Origin of the sequence: Sphingobium xanthum, from assembly GCF_019737615.1 — a bacterium.
Lineage (GTDB): Bacteria > Pseudomonadota > Alphaproteobacteria > Sphingomonadales > Sphingomonadaceae > Sphingobium > Sphingobium xanthum.
Window position 1 is genome coordinate 140,433 of sequence record NZ_JAHKKS010000001.1, and the last position, 14,685, is coordinate 155,117.

At 65.7% G+C, this 14,685-nt stretch carries 13 protein-coding genes; 4 read left to right on the top strand and 9 right to left on the bottom strand.

All coding sequences use genetic code 11. The features are described 5' to 3' along the window. Nucleotides 1-118 precede the first annotated feature (118 nt). From KM135_RS00725 to cobA, 7 genes are all read right to left on the bottom strand, one after another. Nucleotides 119-1,936, bottom strand: a complete 1,818-nt coding sequence (locus KM135_RS00725; RefSeq protein ID WP_221711986.1) for a DUF885 domain-containing protein — start codon at nt 1,934-1,936, stop codon at nt 119-121. A gap of 91 nt (nt 1,937-2,027) precedes the next feature. Further along, nucleotides 2,028-3,212 (bottom strand): BaiN/RdsA family NAD(P)/FAD-dependent oxidoreductase, encoded by a 1,185-nt coding sequence (locus KM135_RS00730; RefSeq protein WP_221711987.1) that lies wholly within the window; start codon nt 3,210-3,212, stop codon nt 2,028-2,030. A 185-nt stretch (nt 3,213-3,397) separates the two neighbouring features. Next, nucleotides 3,398-4,177 carry a phosphoadenylyl-sulfate reductase gene (locus KM135_RS00735; RefSeq protein WP_221711988.1) on the bottom strand — a complete coding sequence of 260 codons (780 nt, stop codon included), beginning with the start codon at nt 4,175-4,177 and terminating at the stop codon, nt 3,398-3,400. After that, nucleotides 4,170-4,598 carry a DUF934 domain-containing protein gene (locus KM135_RS00740; protein WP_221711989.1) on the bottom strand — a complete coding sequence of 143 codons (429 nt, stop codon included), beginning with the start codon at nt 4,596-4,598 and terminating at the stop codon, nt 4,170-4,172. Before KM135_RS00740 ends, KM135_RS00735 begins: the two co-directional genes overlap by 8 nt. Further along, complete coding sequence (locus KM135_RS00745) at nt 4,591-6,222, bottom strand: nitrite/sulfite reductase (RefSeq protein ID WP_221711990.1); 1,632 nt, start codon at nt 6,220-6,222, stop codon at nt 4,591-4,593. Before KM135_RS00745 ends, KM135_RS00740 begins: the two co-directional genes overlap by 8 nt. Before the next feature lies 1 nt (nt 6,223). Continuing rightward, the gene (locus KM135_RS00750; protein WP_221711991.1) at nt 6,224-6,520 is read right to left on the bottom strand and encodes a DUF2849 domain-containing protein; all 297 of its coding nucleotides are present in this window, start codon (nt 6,518-6,520) and stop codon (nt 6,224-6,226) included. Continuing rightward, complete coding sequence (gene cobA / locus KM135_RS00755) at nt 6,521-7,321, bottom strand: uroporphyrinogen-III C-methyltransferase (protein WP_221711992.1); 801 nt, start codon at nt 7,319-7,321, stop codon at nt 6,521-6,523. It abuts the gene before it with no gap. Nucleotides 7,322-7,817: 496 nt separating this feature from the next. On the opposite strand from cobA, the gene KM135_RS00760 reads away from it, so the two are divergent. Both KM135_RS00760 and KM135_RS00765 read left to right on the top strand, forming a co-directional pair. Further along, entirely contained in the window at nt 7,818-8,273 is a 456-nt protein-coding gene (locus KM135_RS00760; protein WP_221711993.1) for a VOC family protein, read from the top strand. A 201-nt stretch (nt 8,274-8,474) separates the two neighbouring features. After that, a complete protein-coding gene (locus KM135_RS00765) occupies nt 8,475-9,545 on the top strand; it encodes a TylF/MycF family methyltransferase (protein WP_221711994.1) in 1,071 nt (356 codons plus the stop codon). Nucleotides 9,546-9,555: 10 nt separating this feature from the next. Here the strand turns inward: KM135_RS00765 and KM135_RS00770 are convergent, their stop codons facing one another. Together KM135_RS00770 and KM135_RS00775 are read right to left on the bottom strand one after the other, a co-directional pair. Further along, complete coding sequence (locus KM135_RS00770) at nt 9,556-10,986, bottom strand: succinylglutamate-semialdehyde dehydrogenase (RefSeq protein ID WP_221711995.1); 1,431 nt, start codon at nt 10,984-10,986, stop codon at nt 9,556-9,558. A 233-nt stretch (nt 10,987-11,219) separates the two neighbouring features. Beyond that, entirely contained in the window at nt 11,220-12,608 is a 1,389-nt protein-coding gene (locus KM135_RS00775; protein WP_221711996.1) for a protein adenylyltransferase SelO family protein, read from the bottom strand. A gap of 37 nt (nt 12,609-12,645) precedes the next feature. Here KM135_RS00775 and KM135_RS00780 point away from each other — a divergent pair, with 37 nt between their 5' ends. Together KM135_RS00780 and KM135_RS00785 are read left to right on the top strand one after the other, a co-directional pair. Next, complete coding sequence (locus KM135_RS00780) at nt 12,646-13,515, top strand: alpha/beta fold hydrolase (RefSeq protein WP_221711997.1); 870 nt, start codon at nt 12,646-12,648, stop codon at nt 13,513-13,515. A gap of 50 nt (nt 13,516-13,565) precedes the next feature. Next, the gene (locus tag KM135_RS00785) at nt 13,566-14,672 is read left to right on the top strand and encodes a glycosyltransferase family 4 protein (protein WP_221712499.1); all 1,107 of its coding nucleotides are present in this window, start codon (nt 13,566-13,568) and stop codon (nt 14,670-14,672) included. The last annotated feature ends 13 nt before the right edge of the window (nt 14,673-14,685 follow it).

Below are 14,685 nucleotides of genomic sequence, written 5' to 3' on the forward strand. Positions count from 1 at the left end.
TCATGCCGGCGACGATGCGCCGCGCATGTGCATGGTCGTTCGCCCGCGCGGCGATCGGGGGACGGCCGCCTTCGCCCCACCCGAAGGCGGCCGTTTCCCTGACGCGCTGGCAGCGCGCTCAGCCCTTCATCGCCGCCGCCGTCCGGGCCTCGATACGCTGCTCCAGAATGGTGAGCGGCATGGCGCCGTCCTTCAGCACTTCATGGAAGGTCTTGAGATCGAACTTGCTGCCGAGCGTCTTCTGCGCCTTGGCGCGGGCGCGGGTCCAGGCGGCGTGGCCGACCTTGTAGCTCGTCGCCTGACCGGGCTGGGTGCAATAGCGCTCGACCTCGCGCAGGCAGCGCGGCTGGGCGAAGCCGGTCACCTCGACCATATAGTTGGTTGCCTGCTCGCGGGTCCATTTGCGGGCATGAAGGCCGGTGTCGACGGCAAGGCGGGCGGCGCGGAACAGGAAGGACTGGAGATAGCCCGCGCGCTCCAGCGGCGTCGCATAGGCGCCGAGTTCGCTGGCGACTTCCTCGGCATAGAGCGCCCAGCCTTCGCTATAGGCGCTGTAGCCGCCGACCCGGCGCAGGATCGGCAAGGTGCCCGCTTCCTGCATGGTCGAGATCTGGAGATGATGGCCCGGCACGCCCTCATGATAGGTGAGCGCGGGGAGGCCATATTTGGGCCAGTCGGCCACTTCCTTGAGATTGATGAAGTAGATGGCCGGGCGCGAGCCATCGAGCGCGGCGCGGCGATAATAGCCGTTGGAGGCGCCGTCCTGGATCTCGACCGGCACGGCGCGGATCTCGAGCGGCGCGTTGCTCGGATTGTTGAACATCTTGGGCAGCAGCGCCTTGCACTTGAGATAATCCGCGTTGAGGCTCTTGAGCAGTGCGGCGCGGCCCTCGGCGGTGTTGGGATAGAGCTGGTCCGGCCGGGTGTTGAGCGCGGTCAGGCGGGCGCCGACCGAGCCTTGCGTCAGGCCATTGGCCTTGAGGATGCCGTCCAGCTCGGCGCTGATCTCCTTGACCTGATCGAGGCCCATTTTGTGGACCTCGTCCTGCGTCATGCTGGTCGTGGTCGAGAGAGCCAGCGCATCGGCATAAAGCTCGTCGCCCTTCGGCACGCGCCACACGCCGTCGCCGACGCGGGTGGTCCGCTTCAGCTCGGTGATGAGCGCCATCTGCTTGTCGAGCGCGGGATAGATCTTCTCGTCGATGATCTTACCCGCCTGCGCCGCCCAGTCCCCATCGATGTTCGCAGCCTTGGCGCGATCGGCGAGCGACTTGGCCATGGAAGAGGTGGCCGCGGGCTGATCGCGCAGGGTCTTCATCTGGCCGAGCGTCAGGTCGAGCGACCAGGCGGGCGCGAGATAGCCGCGCGCGGCATAAGCCCGCTGCACGTCGCTGTCATTGTCGAGCTGGGTCGCGAAGGCGTCGAGGCGGGAGAGATAGGCGTCGCAATCTTCCTTGGTCGCAATCGTGTGCGCGCTGCTCAGGAAATCGGGCTGCTCGAAATAGGCGCCGCCCTGCTGGAAGATGCGATAGGGCCGCGCGATCGAGGAGAGGTCGTATTTGCCCGGCGCGACGAAGCTGCGCTCGACCGTGTAGCGGATGCAGGCCAGATTGAGCTGATCCTTGTCGGTCAGCGTCCTGCCCTTGAAGCCGTCGAGTATGGCCATCGACTTTTTGGCCAGATCGAAATCGTCCTTCACCGCAGCGAGGCTGTTGTCGTCCAGCTTGCCCTTCATCGCGGCGCGCGGCCCCTTGTCGAGGCCGAGCGCGGTCGCGCTCTCCGGCGAATTGTCGATCATCATGTTGAAGAGCTGGTCGAAAGCAGCGTTGAGTTCCGGCGTCGTGTCACTGGCCGGCGCGGCCTGCCCGAGCGCGCGGGTGGAGAGGGCAGCGAGCGTGGTGGCGGCCGTGCTCAGCAGAAAGTCGCGACGATCCATGTCGGGGAACTCCATCAAAGGCGTGTTGGCGCAAAACCTAGATTGCCTTTTGCTACTGTCCAGCGATTTGAGGCGCGCCGCGCCCGGCGTGTCAAAGCTGCTGCGCCGCGACCCAGCCGCTTGCCCAGGCCCATTGGAAATTATAGCCGCCGAGCCAGCCGGTCACATCGACTGCTTCGCCGATTGCATAGAGGCCGGGTGTGCGCCGGGCTTCCATCGTCCTCGAAGAGAGCTCGGCGGTGCTGATGCCGCCGGCGGTAACTTCCGCCTTGGCGAAGCCCTCGCTGCCATTGGGTGTGAAGCGCCAGTCGGCGAGGCGCGCCTGCGCGGCGGCGAGCGTGCGGTCGGGGAGATTGCCGAGATCGCCGTCCGCGCCGATCTTGTCGCAGAGCGTATCGGCGAGGCGCTCGGGCAGGGCATGGCGCAGCAGGCGGCGCAGGGTCGTGCGGGGTTGCGCGCGCTTGGCATCGATCAGCCAGCCCTCCGCATGGTCGGGCAGATAATCGATGCCGATCTGGTCGCCGCGCTGCCAGTAGGACGAGATTTGCAGGATGGCCGGGCCGGACAGGCCGCGATGCGTGAACAGGGCCGCCTCGCGAAACGCCGTCTTGCCGCAGCGCGCGATGACATTGGCCGAGACGCCGGACAGTTCCTTGAAGAGAGCTTCTTCGGTGCTGAGGGTCAGCGGCACGAGGGCAGGGCGGGGCTGCACGATCTTGAGGCCGAACTGGCGCGCGAGATCGTAGGCGAAGCCGGTCGCACCCATTTTCGGGATCGACGGCCCGCCGGTCGCGATGACAAGGGCAGGAGCGGTCGCGGTGAGATTGCCGGTGGTAACGCGATAGTGCCCGTCGGCATGGGCGACCTCGCTGATGGCGGCATCGCAGACGATGTCGACGCCGCCCTTCGCGCATTCCTCGATCAGCATCGCCACGATCTGGCGCGAGGAGCTGTCGCAGAAGAGCTGGCCCAATGTCTTCTCGTGCCAGGCAATGCCGTAGCGCTTGACCATCGCGAGGAAGTCGTGCGGCGTGTAGCGGCTCAGCGCGGACTTGGCGAAATGCGGGTTCTGCGAGAGGAAGCGGTCGGCGGCCGCATCGACATTGGTGAAGTTGCAGCGGCCGCCGCCGGAAATGAGGATCTTCTTGCCCGGCTCGGCCGCATGATCGAGCAGCAGCACGCGCCGCCCGCGCTGGCCCGCGACCGCAGCGCACATCATCCCCGCCGCGCCCGCGCCGAGGATGATTGCGTCATAAGGGGCGGGTGCGGCGGGCATGGCGTTGCCTTAGAGGCTATCCTCCCCGCTGCAAAGGTCCGCGACCCCCACACCGTTCGCCCTGAGCTTGTCGAAGGGCTGCTCTTCTTTTGGCCGAGGGTGAGACAGAAGAAGGACGACCCTTCGACAAGCTCAGGGCGAACGGTGAAATTCGGCAACGCCGCACTAAAGCTGAGCGGCCGCCCTCAGAACACCGGCTGATTGGCCGGATCGTCCGGGTCGGCCAGCGGTGTCGAGGCGGTGTGGATGCCGCACTCGACCTTGTCCCAGCCGCGCCAGCGGCCCGCGCGCGGATCTTCGCCGGGGAGGACCTTGCTGGTGCACGGCTCGCAGCCGATCGAGAGATAGCCCTGCGCTTCGAGCGGGTGGCGAGGCAGGTCATATGCCTCGAACCAGGCATCGAGCGCGGCCTTGTCCCAGTCGCCGAGCGGATTGATTTTGAGGCGGCCGTCCTCGATCTCGAAGCGCGGCAGGTTCTGGCGCGTGACCGACTGGAAGGCCTTGCGGCCGCTGATCCAGGTGTCGAGGCCGTCCTTAGCGCGGGCCAGCGGCTCGACCTTGCGGATTTCGCAGCAGCCGTCCGGATCGTAGGACCAGCGCAGGCCCTTGTCGTCCTTCTTGGCGATAACCTCGGGTAGCGGTGTGATCGTCCGGCTGTCGGTGAAGCCGAGATGGCCGATCAGCGTGTCGCGATATTCGAGCGTCTCGGGGAACATCTTCTGCGTATCGACGAAGATGATCGGCGTATTGCGGTCCGCCTGCGCCACGAGATGCAGCAGCACGGCGCTCTCGGTCCCGAAGGACGAGACCACCGCGACGGTGCCGAGCGTGCCCTCGGCCAGCAGAGCCTTCAGCATCGTGCCCGCATCGACGCCCGCGAAACGCGCATTAAGCGCGTCCGCTTCCGCCTGCGTCCAGCGCGGGCGGGCATCGATCCGGTCGACGATGCGGGCGGCTTCAGCCATGACGCTGCGCCCAGACCGCGGGACGCGGATCGATCGTCTTCTGATAGCGGCCGGGGAAGCGGCTGAACGCTTCCTCGATCAGCTTCGGGTCGAGCGGCTTGTCCGGCGCGAAGCTGTCGAAGCCGCAGCGCATCATATGGCTGAGCTGATCGACCGCGACATCGCCGACGGCGCGCAGCTCGCCCGCATAGCCCGCCTCGCGCAGGATGCGCGCCGCCGAATAGCCGCGCCCGTCGCCGAACACGGGGAAATTGACTTCGACGAGCGCGACGCGGTCGAGGAACGGCAGCAGCTCGCGCGCATCCTCGCCCGGCTCGATGCGCACGGCGGTCGCGTTGCTCTGGCCGGCGAAGGATTCGAGCGTCACCGCCGGAAGCTCGGCCGCGTCGCCGCCGTCACGCAGAGAGTAGAACTCAAGCATAGAGGGCCTCCTTGAAAGGCGCCATGCCGATCCGCCGGAAGGTATCGACGAAGCGCTCGCCCTCCGTGCGGTTGGCGAGATAGACATTGGTCGCTTTCTCGACGGCATCGACGATGCCGTTCTCATCGAAGCCCGGGCCGGTGATCTGGCCGAGGCTCACATCCTCCGCGCCCGATCCGCCGAGCAGGAGCTGGTAATTCTCCACGCCTTTCCGGTCGACGCCCAGAATGCCGATATTGCCGGCATGATGATGGCCGCAGGCATTGATGCAGCCGCTGATCTTGAGCTTGAGTTCGCCCAGCTCCTTCTGACGGTCGATGTCGGCGAAGCGCTGCGCGATCTTCTGCGCGACCGGGATCGAGCGCGCATTGGCGAGGCTGCAATAATCGAGGCCGGGGCAGGCGATGATGTCGCTGATCAGGTCCAGATTGGCGGTTCCGAGATCGGCTTCCTCCAGCGCCTTCCAGAGGGCGTAGAGATCCGCCTTCTTCACATGGGCTAGCACGATGTTCTGCGCATGGGTCACGCGCAGCTCGTCGAAGCTGTACTTCGCGGCGAGATCGGCAATGAGGTCGATTTGCGCGGAGGAAGCATCGCCCGGAATGCCGCCGATCGGCTTCAGGCTGATGTTGACGATCGCATAGCCGGGCGCCTTGTGCGCGGCGACCTGGCTGCCGACCCACGCCGCGAAGTCGCGATCGGAGAGGTCGATCTCGTCGGAAAGGCCGGTCTCGTAGGGCGGCGGCGCGAAATGTTCGGCGATCCGCTCCAGCTCCGCCACCGGCGGATCGAGCCCGAGCGTCTTCATGTGCGCGAACTCTTCCTCGACCTGACGACGATATTCGTCGGCACCCATTTCGTGGACGAGGATCTTGATGCGGGCCTTGTACTTGTTGTCGCGGCGGCCGTAGCGATTGTAGACGCGCAGGCACGCCTCGAGATAGGAGACGACTTCGCTGAACGGCACGAAATCGCGGATTTCCGGCGCGATCATCGGGGTACGCCCCATGCCGCCGCCGACGAAGACGCGGGCGCCGATCTCACCGTCCTTCTTGACCAGCTCGATGCCGATATCGTGCAGGCGCATGGCCGCACGGTCGGTCGCGCTGGCAATGACGGCGATCTTGAACTTGCGCGGCAGGTAGGTGAATTCCGGGTGGAAGCTCGACCACTGGCGCAGCAGCTCGGAGAGCGGGCGCGGGTCGGCGATCTCTTCGGCCGAGGCGCCAGCGTACTGGTCGGACGAGATATTGCGGATGCAATTGCCCGAGGTCTGGATGGCGTGCATCTCGACCGAGGCGAGGTCGGCGAGGATGTCCGGCGCGTCGGCGAGCTTGATCCAGTTATACTGGATGTTCTGCCGCGTCGTGAAATGGCCGTAGTCGCGGTCGTACTTGCGCGCGATGTGGGCCAGCATCTTCATCTGCTTGGACGAGAGCGTGCCATAGGGCACGGCCACGCGCAGCATATAGGCATGCAGCTGGAGATAGAGGCCGTTCATCAGCCGCAGCGGGCGGAACTGCGCCTCGCTGAGTTGACCCGAAAGGCGGCGCTCGGTCTGGTCGCGAAACTCGGCGACGCGGGCATCGACCATGGCCTGGTCATATTTGTCATACTGATACATGTCAGATCACCCAATTGCCCGCAGTGGGGTCGGCTGGTTTCAGGCTGAGGTCGAGGCGCACGGTCGGCCCGAGCGCGCGGATGCGTTCCTTGATATGGGCTGGACGCACGCCATTCTCGTCCTTCTCGGCATCGACGACATAGGCTTCGTTGACGCGGCGCGCGGCGGTCTCCGCCTGCGCGATCTCGGCGCCCTTGTCGCCCACATCCACGGCGTCGTCCACATGGATCGACCAGCCTTCGCCGGTCCACCAGATGACGTCGCCCGTCGCGAGGTCGTTGCCCGTCAGGATGTTCATCTACTTTTGCGCTCCGATGGCTGCGAGAGAGGGCTGGGGCAGGCAATCGATCGCCTGCGCGAGGGAGGCGACCTCGCCCACGACGATGAGGCCGGGGCTCTGCACGGCGTTCCGCTCGACCATGTCGCCGAGATCGGCGAGCAGGGAGCGCAGCACGCGCTGGTCGGTGCGGGTGGCATTCTCGATCACGGCGACCGGCGTGGCAGGCGACAGACCGTCGGCCATCAGCTTCTCGGCAATGTCGTGCGCGGTGGCGAGGCCCATATAGATGACGAGCGTGCGCCCGGCGCCGGCGAGGCCGGCCCAGTTCTGCTCGGAGAGGCCCTTGCACTGGCCCGCGACGAAGCTGACGATGCTGGCATGATCGCGGTGTGTCAGCGGCAATTGCGCGCTCGCGCCGGCCCCGGTCGCTGCGCTGATGCCTGGCACGATCTCGCACGGAACGCCGGCCTCGCGGCAAGCTTCCATTTCCTCGCCGCCGCGGCCGAAGATGAAGGGGTCGCCGCCCTTGAGGCGCACGACGTCGCGGCCGGACAATGCCTCGCCGACGAGCAGCGAATTGATCGCTTCCTGCTTCATCGAGTGGCGCGAGCGCTGCTTGGCGACGGAGATGAGTTCCGCGTCCGGCGAGGCCAGCGCGAGAATGGCGGGATCGACCAAGCCGTCATGCACGATCAGGCTCGCCTGCCCGACGAGGCGAGCGGCGCGCACCGTCAGCAGGTCCGGATCGCCCGGGCCCGCACCGACCAGATAGACCGTTCCCGGCGTCGCGGCCGATATAGGGGACTCGTGGTTCGCCATGGAGCGCTAGATGCGTATCCCCGGATCAACCCGCAACCGACGCTTGCTTTAGCGTAGCGTAGGGAAACTTTGCGGGTGGATGGCCGGGCGAAACGGCCAGGAACAGAGCTGCCCGCATCATGCCGAGTCGGCGGTCGTTTTCATCTTCGCCGGCGGCGCTAACTTCGTTTTCCTCGCCGTTCCTGCACGAAATTGCCCTCTTGGTGGGGAAGCGAAAGTCCTGTATTTCTGCGGTTTCCGGTCCTTATCTTCACTAACTTCCCTCGTGTGACGCATGGTGACCGCGCAAAAGTCGCTCCCGGGCCAGGATAAGGCACGGATTTCTCTCGATTTTTACGGGGTCAAAGAGCGGGCGGACAGATCGCTACCTTCAGCGGCGATGCCATGAAACGAGGCTGTAGGACAGTGTGCGACTGGTGGCGGCGTTTTCCTGAGTTGCGCGTTGTGCAGTCTGGGCCGCCTTGCTTCGGGCGCGCCGGGAGGGGAGACAGGCTTCATGGTCCACGTCGTCGGCATCGATCATCTCGCCATCCGGGTCAGCGACCTGACCCGGTCCAAACGTTTCTACGACAAGCTGCTGACCTTCATGGGCTTCGTGAAGGAATGGGAATTCAACGGCACGGTCGGCTGGAACAACTGGGCGACGATGTTCTGGATTACGCAGGCCGACGCCGAGGGCGCCAGGCATCCGCATCATGAGGGCGGCATCGGCTATCATCATTATGCGTTCGAGCTTGGCGGGCGGGCGGAAGTGGACGCGCTCTACCGTTTCCTGCTCAAGGAAGAGGTCGTGATCGTCGATCCGCCGGCCGAGTATCCGAGCTATGGCGAGGGCTATTATGCAGTGTTCTTCCGCGATCCGGATGGACTGAAGCTCGAAGCGCTGCATTTCGTCGAGAAGGAAAAGCGGCGCGCGCGGATGGCGGAGGAGCGGGCGAGAGGAGCTTCCTGAATCGCGCCGCGAAGAGTGATGAGGCGTTGCACGGTCCCGTTCCCGGGCGGCAGCGGCGGTATATGTTGACCGTCCCGCCGGCGCTCCCGCCTCACCTTGCATTTTCGCGGGAGGCCGGTCATCCTCGCTGAAAGCCTGGTCCAAGGAAGAAAATTCTGAGGTTGCTGGCCGGGCTTCGTTCGTCAGCATCGAGGAAGAATCATGGCCAGCATGAAGTCGCTTGCGAAGAAGTTTCTCCATTCCCCTGCCGTTGCCGAGACGGTCGTCAAACTCAACCGGGTGGTGGTGGCCGGTTATGAGGGCGATATTTTCCGGCGTTTCGAAACGAGCCGGCTGTTCGAGGGCGCCGCCAGGGTTTCGCGGGAGCGCTTCGCCGGCCTCACGCCCTATGTGCTGACCGACCAGCCGGTGAGCGATGCCGTGCGCAAGGACCTCGGCCCGGTGATTTCCTCGCTGGACGGGCTGACCGACGATCAGATCGCCGGCAGCATCTTCTACATCTATTTCCTGTGCGACAGCGATGCCTTGCCGGCGCTGCGCCGCATCACTGCGGCGGGCGGCAAATATGTGCCCCATCTCAGCTTCGAAAAGACCGAATATCGCTTCACCGAGCGGCTGGTGCATAATGCGATGTCGCGGACCTGGGCCAAGCGGGATCGCGTTTCGCATCTGACGCCCGTCGTGCATGAGAATATCTGCGAAGCCTTGTCGATCACGCGGCGGATCGAGGGCGACTATGTCGAGATCGGCGTGTTCCGCGGCGGATCGGCGCTGACGGCGATCAATTATATCGACGAAGTGCGCAAAGCCGACCCGAGCCTGCCGCCGCGCAAGGCCTGGCTGCTCGATACATTCGACGGGTTCAACTATGATGAGGCCTTCGACAGCCCCGACGTCATCTGGGCCGGCACGCATGCCCTGGACGGGGTTACGCGGACGATGGACTATATTCGCGAGACCTTGTCCGGCACGCCGGTGCCGTTTGAACTCATCGCGTCGAATATCTGCGCCGACCCGCTGCCGTCGGGGGTGAGCCGCATCGCCGTGGCCAATGTCGATGTGGACATGTTCGAGCCGACGCTCGATGCGCTGAACAAGGTTTCGCCGCTTGTCGCGCCGGGCGGCATCATCATCTGCGAGGACGCAGCGGCCACGCCGGGCCTTTACGGGGCGTTGCAGGCGATGGAGGATTTTCTCGCGGGAGACGCAGGCAAGGACTACGTCAAAATCTTCAAGCGCGGCCAGGTCTTCCTGCTGAAGATGAAAGGCTGACAGTCCTGGGTCAGCGATCCGCGACGATTTCCAGCGCCTTGAGGCCGATGCCGATCGTCGCGCGCGGCTGATCCACTTCGGCCGACACGACCGGATAGGCGCAATAATCCGCGGCATAATGCCCGCCCGGATGATGATTGCCTGACAGGCCGACCCCGCCGAGCGGGGCATTGGGGGCAACCGTGAAGCTGGGCCGGTTCCAGTTGACGATGCCGGCGTGGCTGTTCGACCAGAGCCGGTCATATTCCTCCGGGCCGCCACCGATGAGGGTCGCGCAAAGTCCGTATCGCGTATTGTTGACCTCGGCGAGGGCAGTCTCGAAGTTCAGCACCGAGACGATCTGGAGTAGCGGACCGAACAGCTCGACATCGGGGCGTTCGCGCATCGACGTCACCTCGATGATCGCCGGCGTCACGAACGGCAGGCCGTCGAACGGCCGCTGCATGTGCTTGATCGGTCGGCCCCCATTGCTCATCAGATAGAGGAAGCTCTCGGTCAGCCCGTCTGCCACGTCCATGTCGATGACCGGACCCATGAACGGGCTGGGATCGGCGTGGGGATGATCGATCACGAGGCGATCGGCGAGGCTCTTGATTTCCTCGACCAGCGGATCGCGCAGCGTGTCGCGCACGATGAGACGCCGTCCGGCGAGGCAGTGCTGGCCGCTGGCGGTGAACGCGGACTGGACGACCAAGGCGGCGGCACTGGCGATGTCGGCCGTGTCCCAAGCGACGATCGGGTTGTTGCCGCTCATTTCCAGCGCCAGCAGCTTGCCCGGCCGGGCAGCGAGGCTGCGCGCGATGGCGACGCCGGCGTGGGTCGAGCCGGTGAAGAGAATGCCCTGCACGGCGTCGTCGGCGACCAGCGCCCTGGCCGCCTCGGGGCCGCCGATGACGCATTGGACGAGATCTTCGATGATCCCCGCTTCATGCAGTAGCTGGACCAGCATCTCGCCGGTCGCGGGGGTTTTTTCGGAGGGCTTAAAGAGCACGCCGTTACCGGCGAGCAGGGCAGGCACGATGTGATCGGCAGGCACGCGGGCCGGCATCACATGCGGGCCAATGACGGCCATCACCCCATGCGGCTTATGGCGCAGCGCCATGCGGGCGCCGAGCGCGCCTTCGAGCCTGCGCTGGCCAGTGCGTTCGGAATAGGCGGCGATGGCCCTATCGACGCGATCGACCAGCTCGGCGACCTCGGCGCGGGCATGCCACAGCGGCCGCCCGGTCTCGCGGGCGATCAGGTCGGCGAGCGCATCCTCGGCCGCGCGGACGCCATTGGCGAAGCGGCGCATCGTCTCGATCCGATACGAAGACGGCATGGCGGCCCAGGCCGGCCAGCAGCGCTCGACGAGCCTGATCTGCTCGTGCACGTCGCTCGGCGGCGCTTCCCAGAGCAGCGCACCCGTGGCCGGCTCGTAGGATCTGATGGGCTCGGACATGGCGCCATTATGCAGTGCAATTGGTTGCCAGCGGATTTACGCTGCGGTGGGAGGGGGGTGAGAATGCGCAAATCAAACTCCTCTCCCCTGGCGGGAGAGGATAGCGCAGCTTGTCGACCGAAGGTCGATTAGCGAAGCTTGGAGAGGGGTTCGACGTTCCAGCCCCCTCTCCAACTGCGCCTAGCGAGCAAGCTCGCAAGGCTCCGTATCCTCTCCCACCGGGGGAGAGGAGCTTAGGGACGCAATGCTTTCCCCATGTCGCGGATTGCGGCGACCTTCTCGTGTAGTGGACCCCAGTCGTCGCGCTCGGCGATTGCGCTCCAGATGGTTTCGACCTCGTCGATATGCATCGAGCAGGGCATCTCGCCTTGCCAATAGGCGTGGGTGCTCGGGCGCGCTGTGAGCGCGGCGACTGCATCGCGGGCCTTGTCCCAACTGGGGCCGGCATAGAGCGGGACGTCGCGCGTGCCCTTGCGCCAGTCGAAGAAGAAGCGGTCGATGGGGACGCGGCCTTCCAGCAGGGCTTCGACGGCTGCGACCACGAAGGTGCGAGCAGTGGCTTCGTCGGGCGAGTCCAGGCCTAGACGCCAGAGGAAACGCGCGATCAGGCGTTGCTCGTAGATGGCGGGATAGCGGCGCAGCACTTCGACCAGAGCATCGGTCTCGGCGAGGCCGACGAGCGACTGGGCGAGTTGAGCAACATCCCAGTGGATCGCCTCCGCTTGCCGCGCGAAGGCATAGAGGCCCTGCTGGTCAAAATAAGCGGCGGTGAAACCCGGCTCCCAACGCGGCGTGAAGCGCCAGGGGCCGTAGTCGAAGCTTTCGCCGGTGATGGCGATATTGTCGCTGTTGAGAACGCCGTGAACAAAGCCGGCAACCATGTAGGACGCGGCGAGATCGGCGGTGCGGTGGACGACCTCTTCGAGCAGGGTGAGCGCGGCATTTTCGCCCGGATCGCGCGCGAGGAGGTGCTTGAGGCAATAGTCGATCAGGCGGCGCAGATTGTCCGTGTCGTCATGATAAGCGAGGCGCTGGAAGCTTCCGATGCGGATATGGCCGTGGCTCATCCGCACCAGCACGGCGGAGCGCGTGGGCGAAGGCTCGTCGCCGCGCACGAGCTGTTCGCCGGTCTCGACCAGCGAGAAGGTGCGCGAGGTGGTGACGCCGAGCGCTTCGAGCATCTCGGTCGCGAGAATCTCGCGCACGCCGCCCTTGAGGGTCAGGCGCCCGTCCGCCGTGCGGCTCCAGGGCGTGAGGCCCGAGCCCTTGGTGCCGAGATCGATCAAGCGCCCTCCGGTGGCCGCGCTTTCGCGCAGTTGCGCGAACAGGAAGCCGCGCCCGTCGCCGAGATCGGGATTGTACACGCGGAACTGGTGGCCATGATAGCGCAGCGCGAGCGGTTCGGGCTGGGCATCGGGCAAGACCTCGAAGCGGCCGAAATGGGCCAGCCACTGCGCATCGTCGAGCCTGTCGAGACCGACGGTTGCCGCCGCGCGATCGTTGCGGAACCGCAGGATGTGCGTTGGAAATTCCGCCGACCTCACCGGATCGGCGATGAAGTCGGCGATTTCCGCGATTGCTTGTTCGGGCCGGTAATTACTTGTTGGCAAGGCGTGCTCCATGGCCCGATATGGGGTGCTGCGGGGGAAAGGATCAAGCTTGGCCGGTTACGAGGACAAATATTGGTGGTCGCAGGGCAATCTGCGTCTCCACTATCGTGACTATGCCGGACGGGACGATCGCCCGCCTTTGCTGTGCTTGCCCGGCCTCACCCGCAATGCCCGCGATTTCGAGCCGGTCGCCGATCGGCTCGCGGGCGAATGGCGCGTGATCGTCGCCGAACTGCGCGGGCGCGGCGAGAGCGCCTATGCCAAGGACCCGATGAGCTATGTGCCGCTCGTCTATCTGCAGGACCTGCTCAAGCTGATCGAGGAGCTGAGCGTGCCGAAGGTGGTCGGCATCGGTACCTCGCTCGGCGGCCTCATGCTCATGCTGATCGCCGCGACCCGCCGCGACTGCCTGGCGGGTGTGCTGCTCAACGATATCGGTCCCGACCTCGCCGAGCCGGGACTGGAGCGCATCCGCAAGAATGTCGGCTCGGGCAACCAGCACCCGACCTGGGTCCATGCCGCGCGCGCCGTCGCGGAGGCGCAGGGCGTGATCTATCCCAGATATCGCCTCAAGGACTGGCTACGCTACGCCAAGCGGCTCTACCGACTCAACAGCCAGGGCCGCATCGTCCTGGACTACGACCAGCGCATTGCCGAGCCGTTCCGCGCGCCGGGCGGCGCTGCGGTCGGGGTCGATCTGTGGCCGGCCTTCTCCGCGATCGGCGACATGCCCGCGATGCTGGTGCGCGGCGAGATCAGCGATCTGCTGACGGTCGAGACGGCGCAGGCGATGCAGGCGCGATTGCCGACCATGGACATGGTGACGGTGCCCGGCGTCGGCCATGCGCCGACGCTGGAGGAGCCGGTCGCCGTCGAGGCGATCGACCGGCTGCTCGCGCGCGTCCGGGCCGCGCTGTGAACGCCGCGCGCCGCCGCCGCGACAAGAGCGCGCCGATCCGCATTCTGCAGATGCATGGCACCTTCGATCAGGGTGGCAAGGAAGCGCGCGTCATCCGCCTGATGAATCACTGGGGCGCGCGGGCGAGTCACGACATATTGGTCGCCGATCCCGAGGCGACCTCGGCGAGGCCGGGCATCGATCCCGAAATCGACGTGCGCTTCGTTCACGAGCCGGCTCTGGGTGGTCCTCCGTCGCTGGGCAAATTCCTGGCGCTTGCCCGGTTCATGCGCGGCTATGACCTGATCCTGAGTTTCAATTGGGGCGCGATCGACGGGGTCATGGCGCACCGCCTGTTCCGCCGGCTGAAGCGTCTGCCGCCATTGGTCCATCATGAGGACGGCTTCAACGCGGACGAGGCGCAGGCGCGCGATCCCCTGCGCAACCGCTATCGCCAGATCGCGCTCGGCGGGGCGCATGCGCTGGTCGTGCCCTCGAACCAGCTCGCGCATATCGCGCAGCAGGAATGGCACCAGAAGGCAGAGAAGGTGCATCAGATTCCGAACGGTATCGACGTGCCGGCTTATGCCGGTCGCCGGCCCCCCTCTGCCATTCCCGGTCTGGAGCCGGACGGTCGCCTGATCGTCGGCACGCTGGCCGGCCTTCGTCCGGTCAAGAACCTGCGGCGCATGGTACGCGCGGTCGGGCCGCTCAAGGACAGGCTGCGCCTCGTCATCGTCGGCGAGGGGGAGGAGCGGGACTCGATCCTCGCGGAAGCCGCAGCGCTCGGCATGACCGATGTCGTGATGCCCGGCTTCCTGTCCGGGCCGCAGGATTATGTCGGCGCCTTCGACATCTTCGCGCTCTCGTCCGACAGCGAGCAGTTCCCCATCTCGCTGGTCGAGGCGATGGCGGCGGGATTGCCCGTGGTATCGACCGATGTCGGTGACGTTTCCGCGATGATCGCGCCGAGCAACCGGCCGTTCATTGTCAAGCCCGATGGCCTCTCCGATTTCCGCACGGCGCTGGGCAAGCTTGCCGATGATGCCGCGCTGCGCGCGAAAATCGGCGAGGCGAATCGCAAGCGGGCGCTCCAGTGCTTCGACGAAACAGTGATGTTCCAGCTCTACGGGCGGCTTTACGGCGAAGCGATCGGCGAGGCGCTGGCGCTAATTTAACGATTGTGGCAAA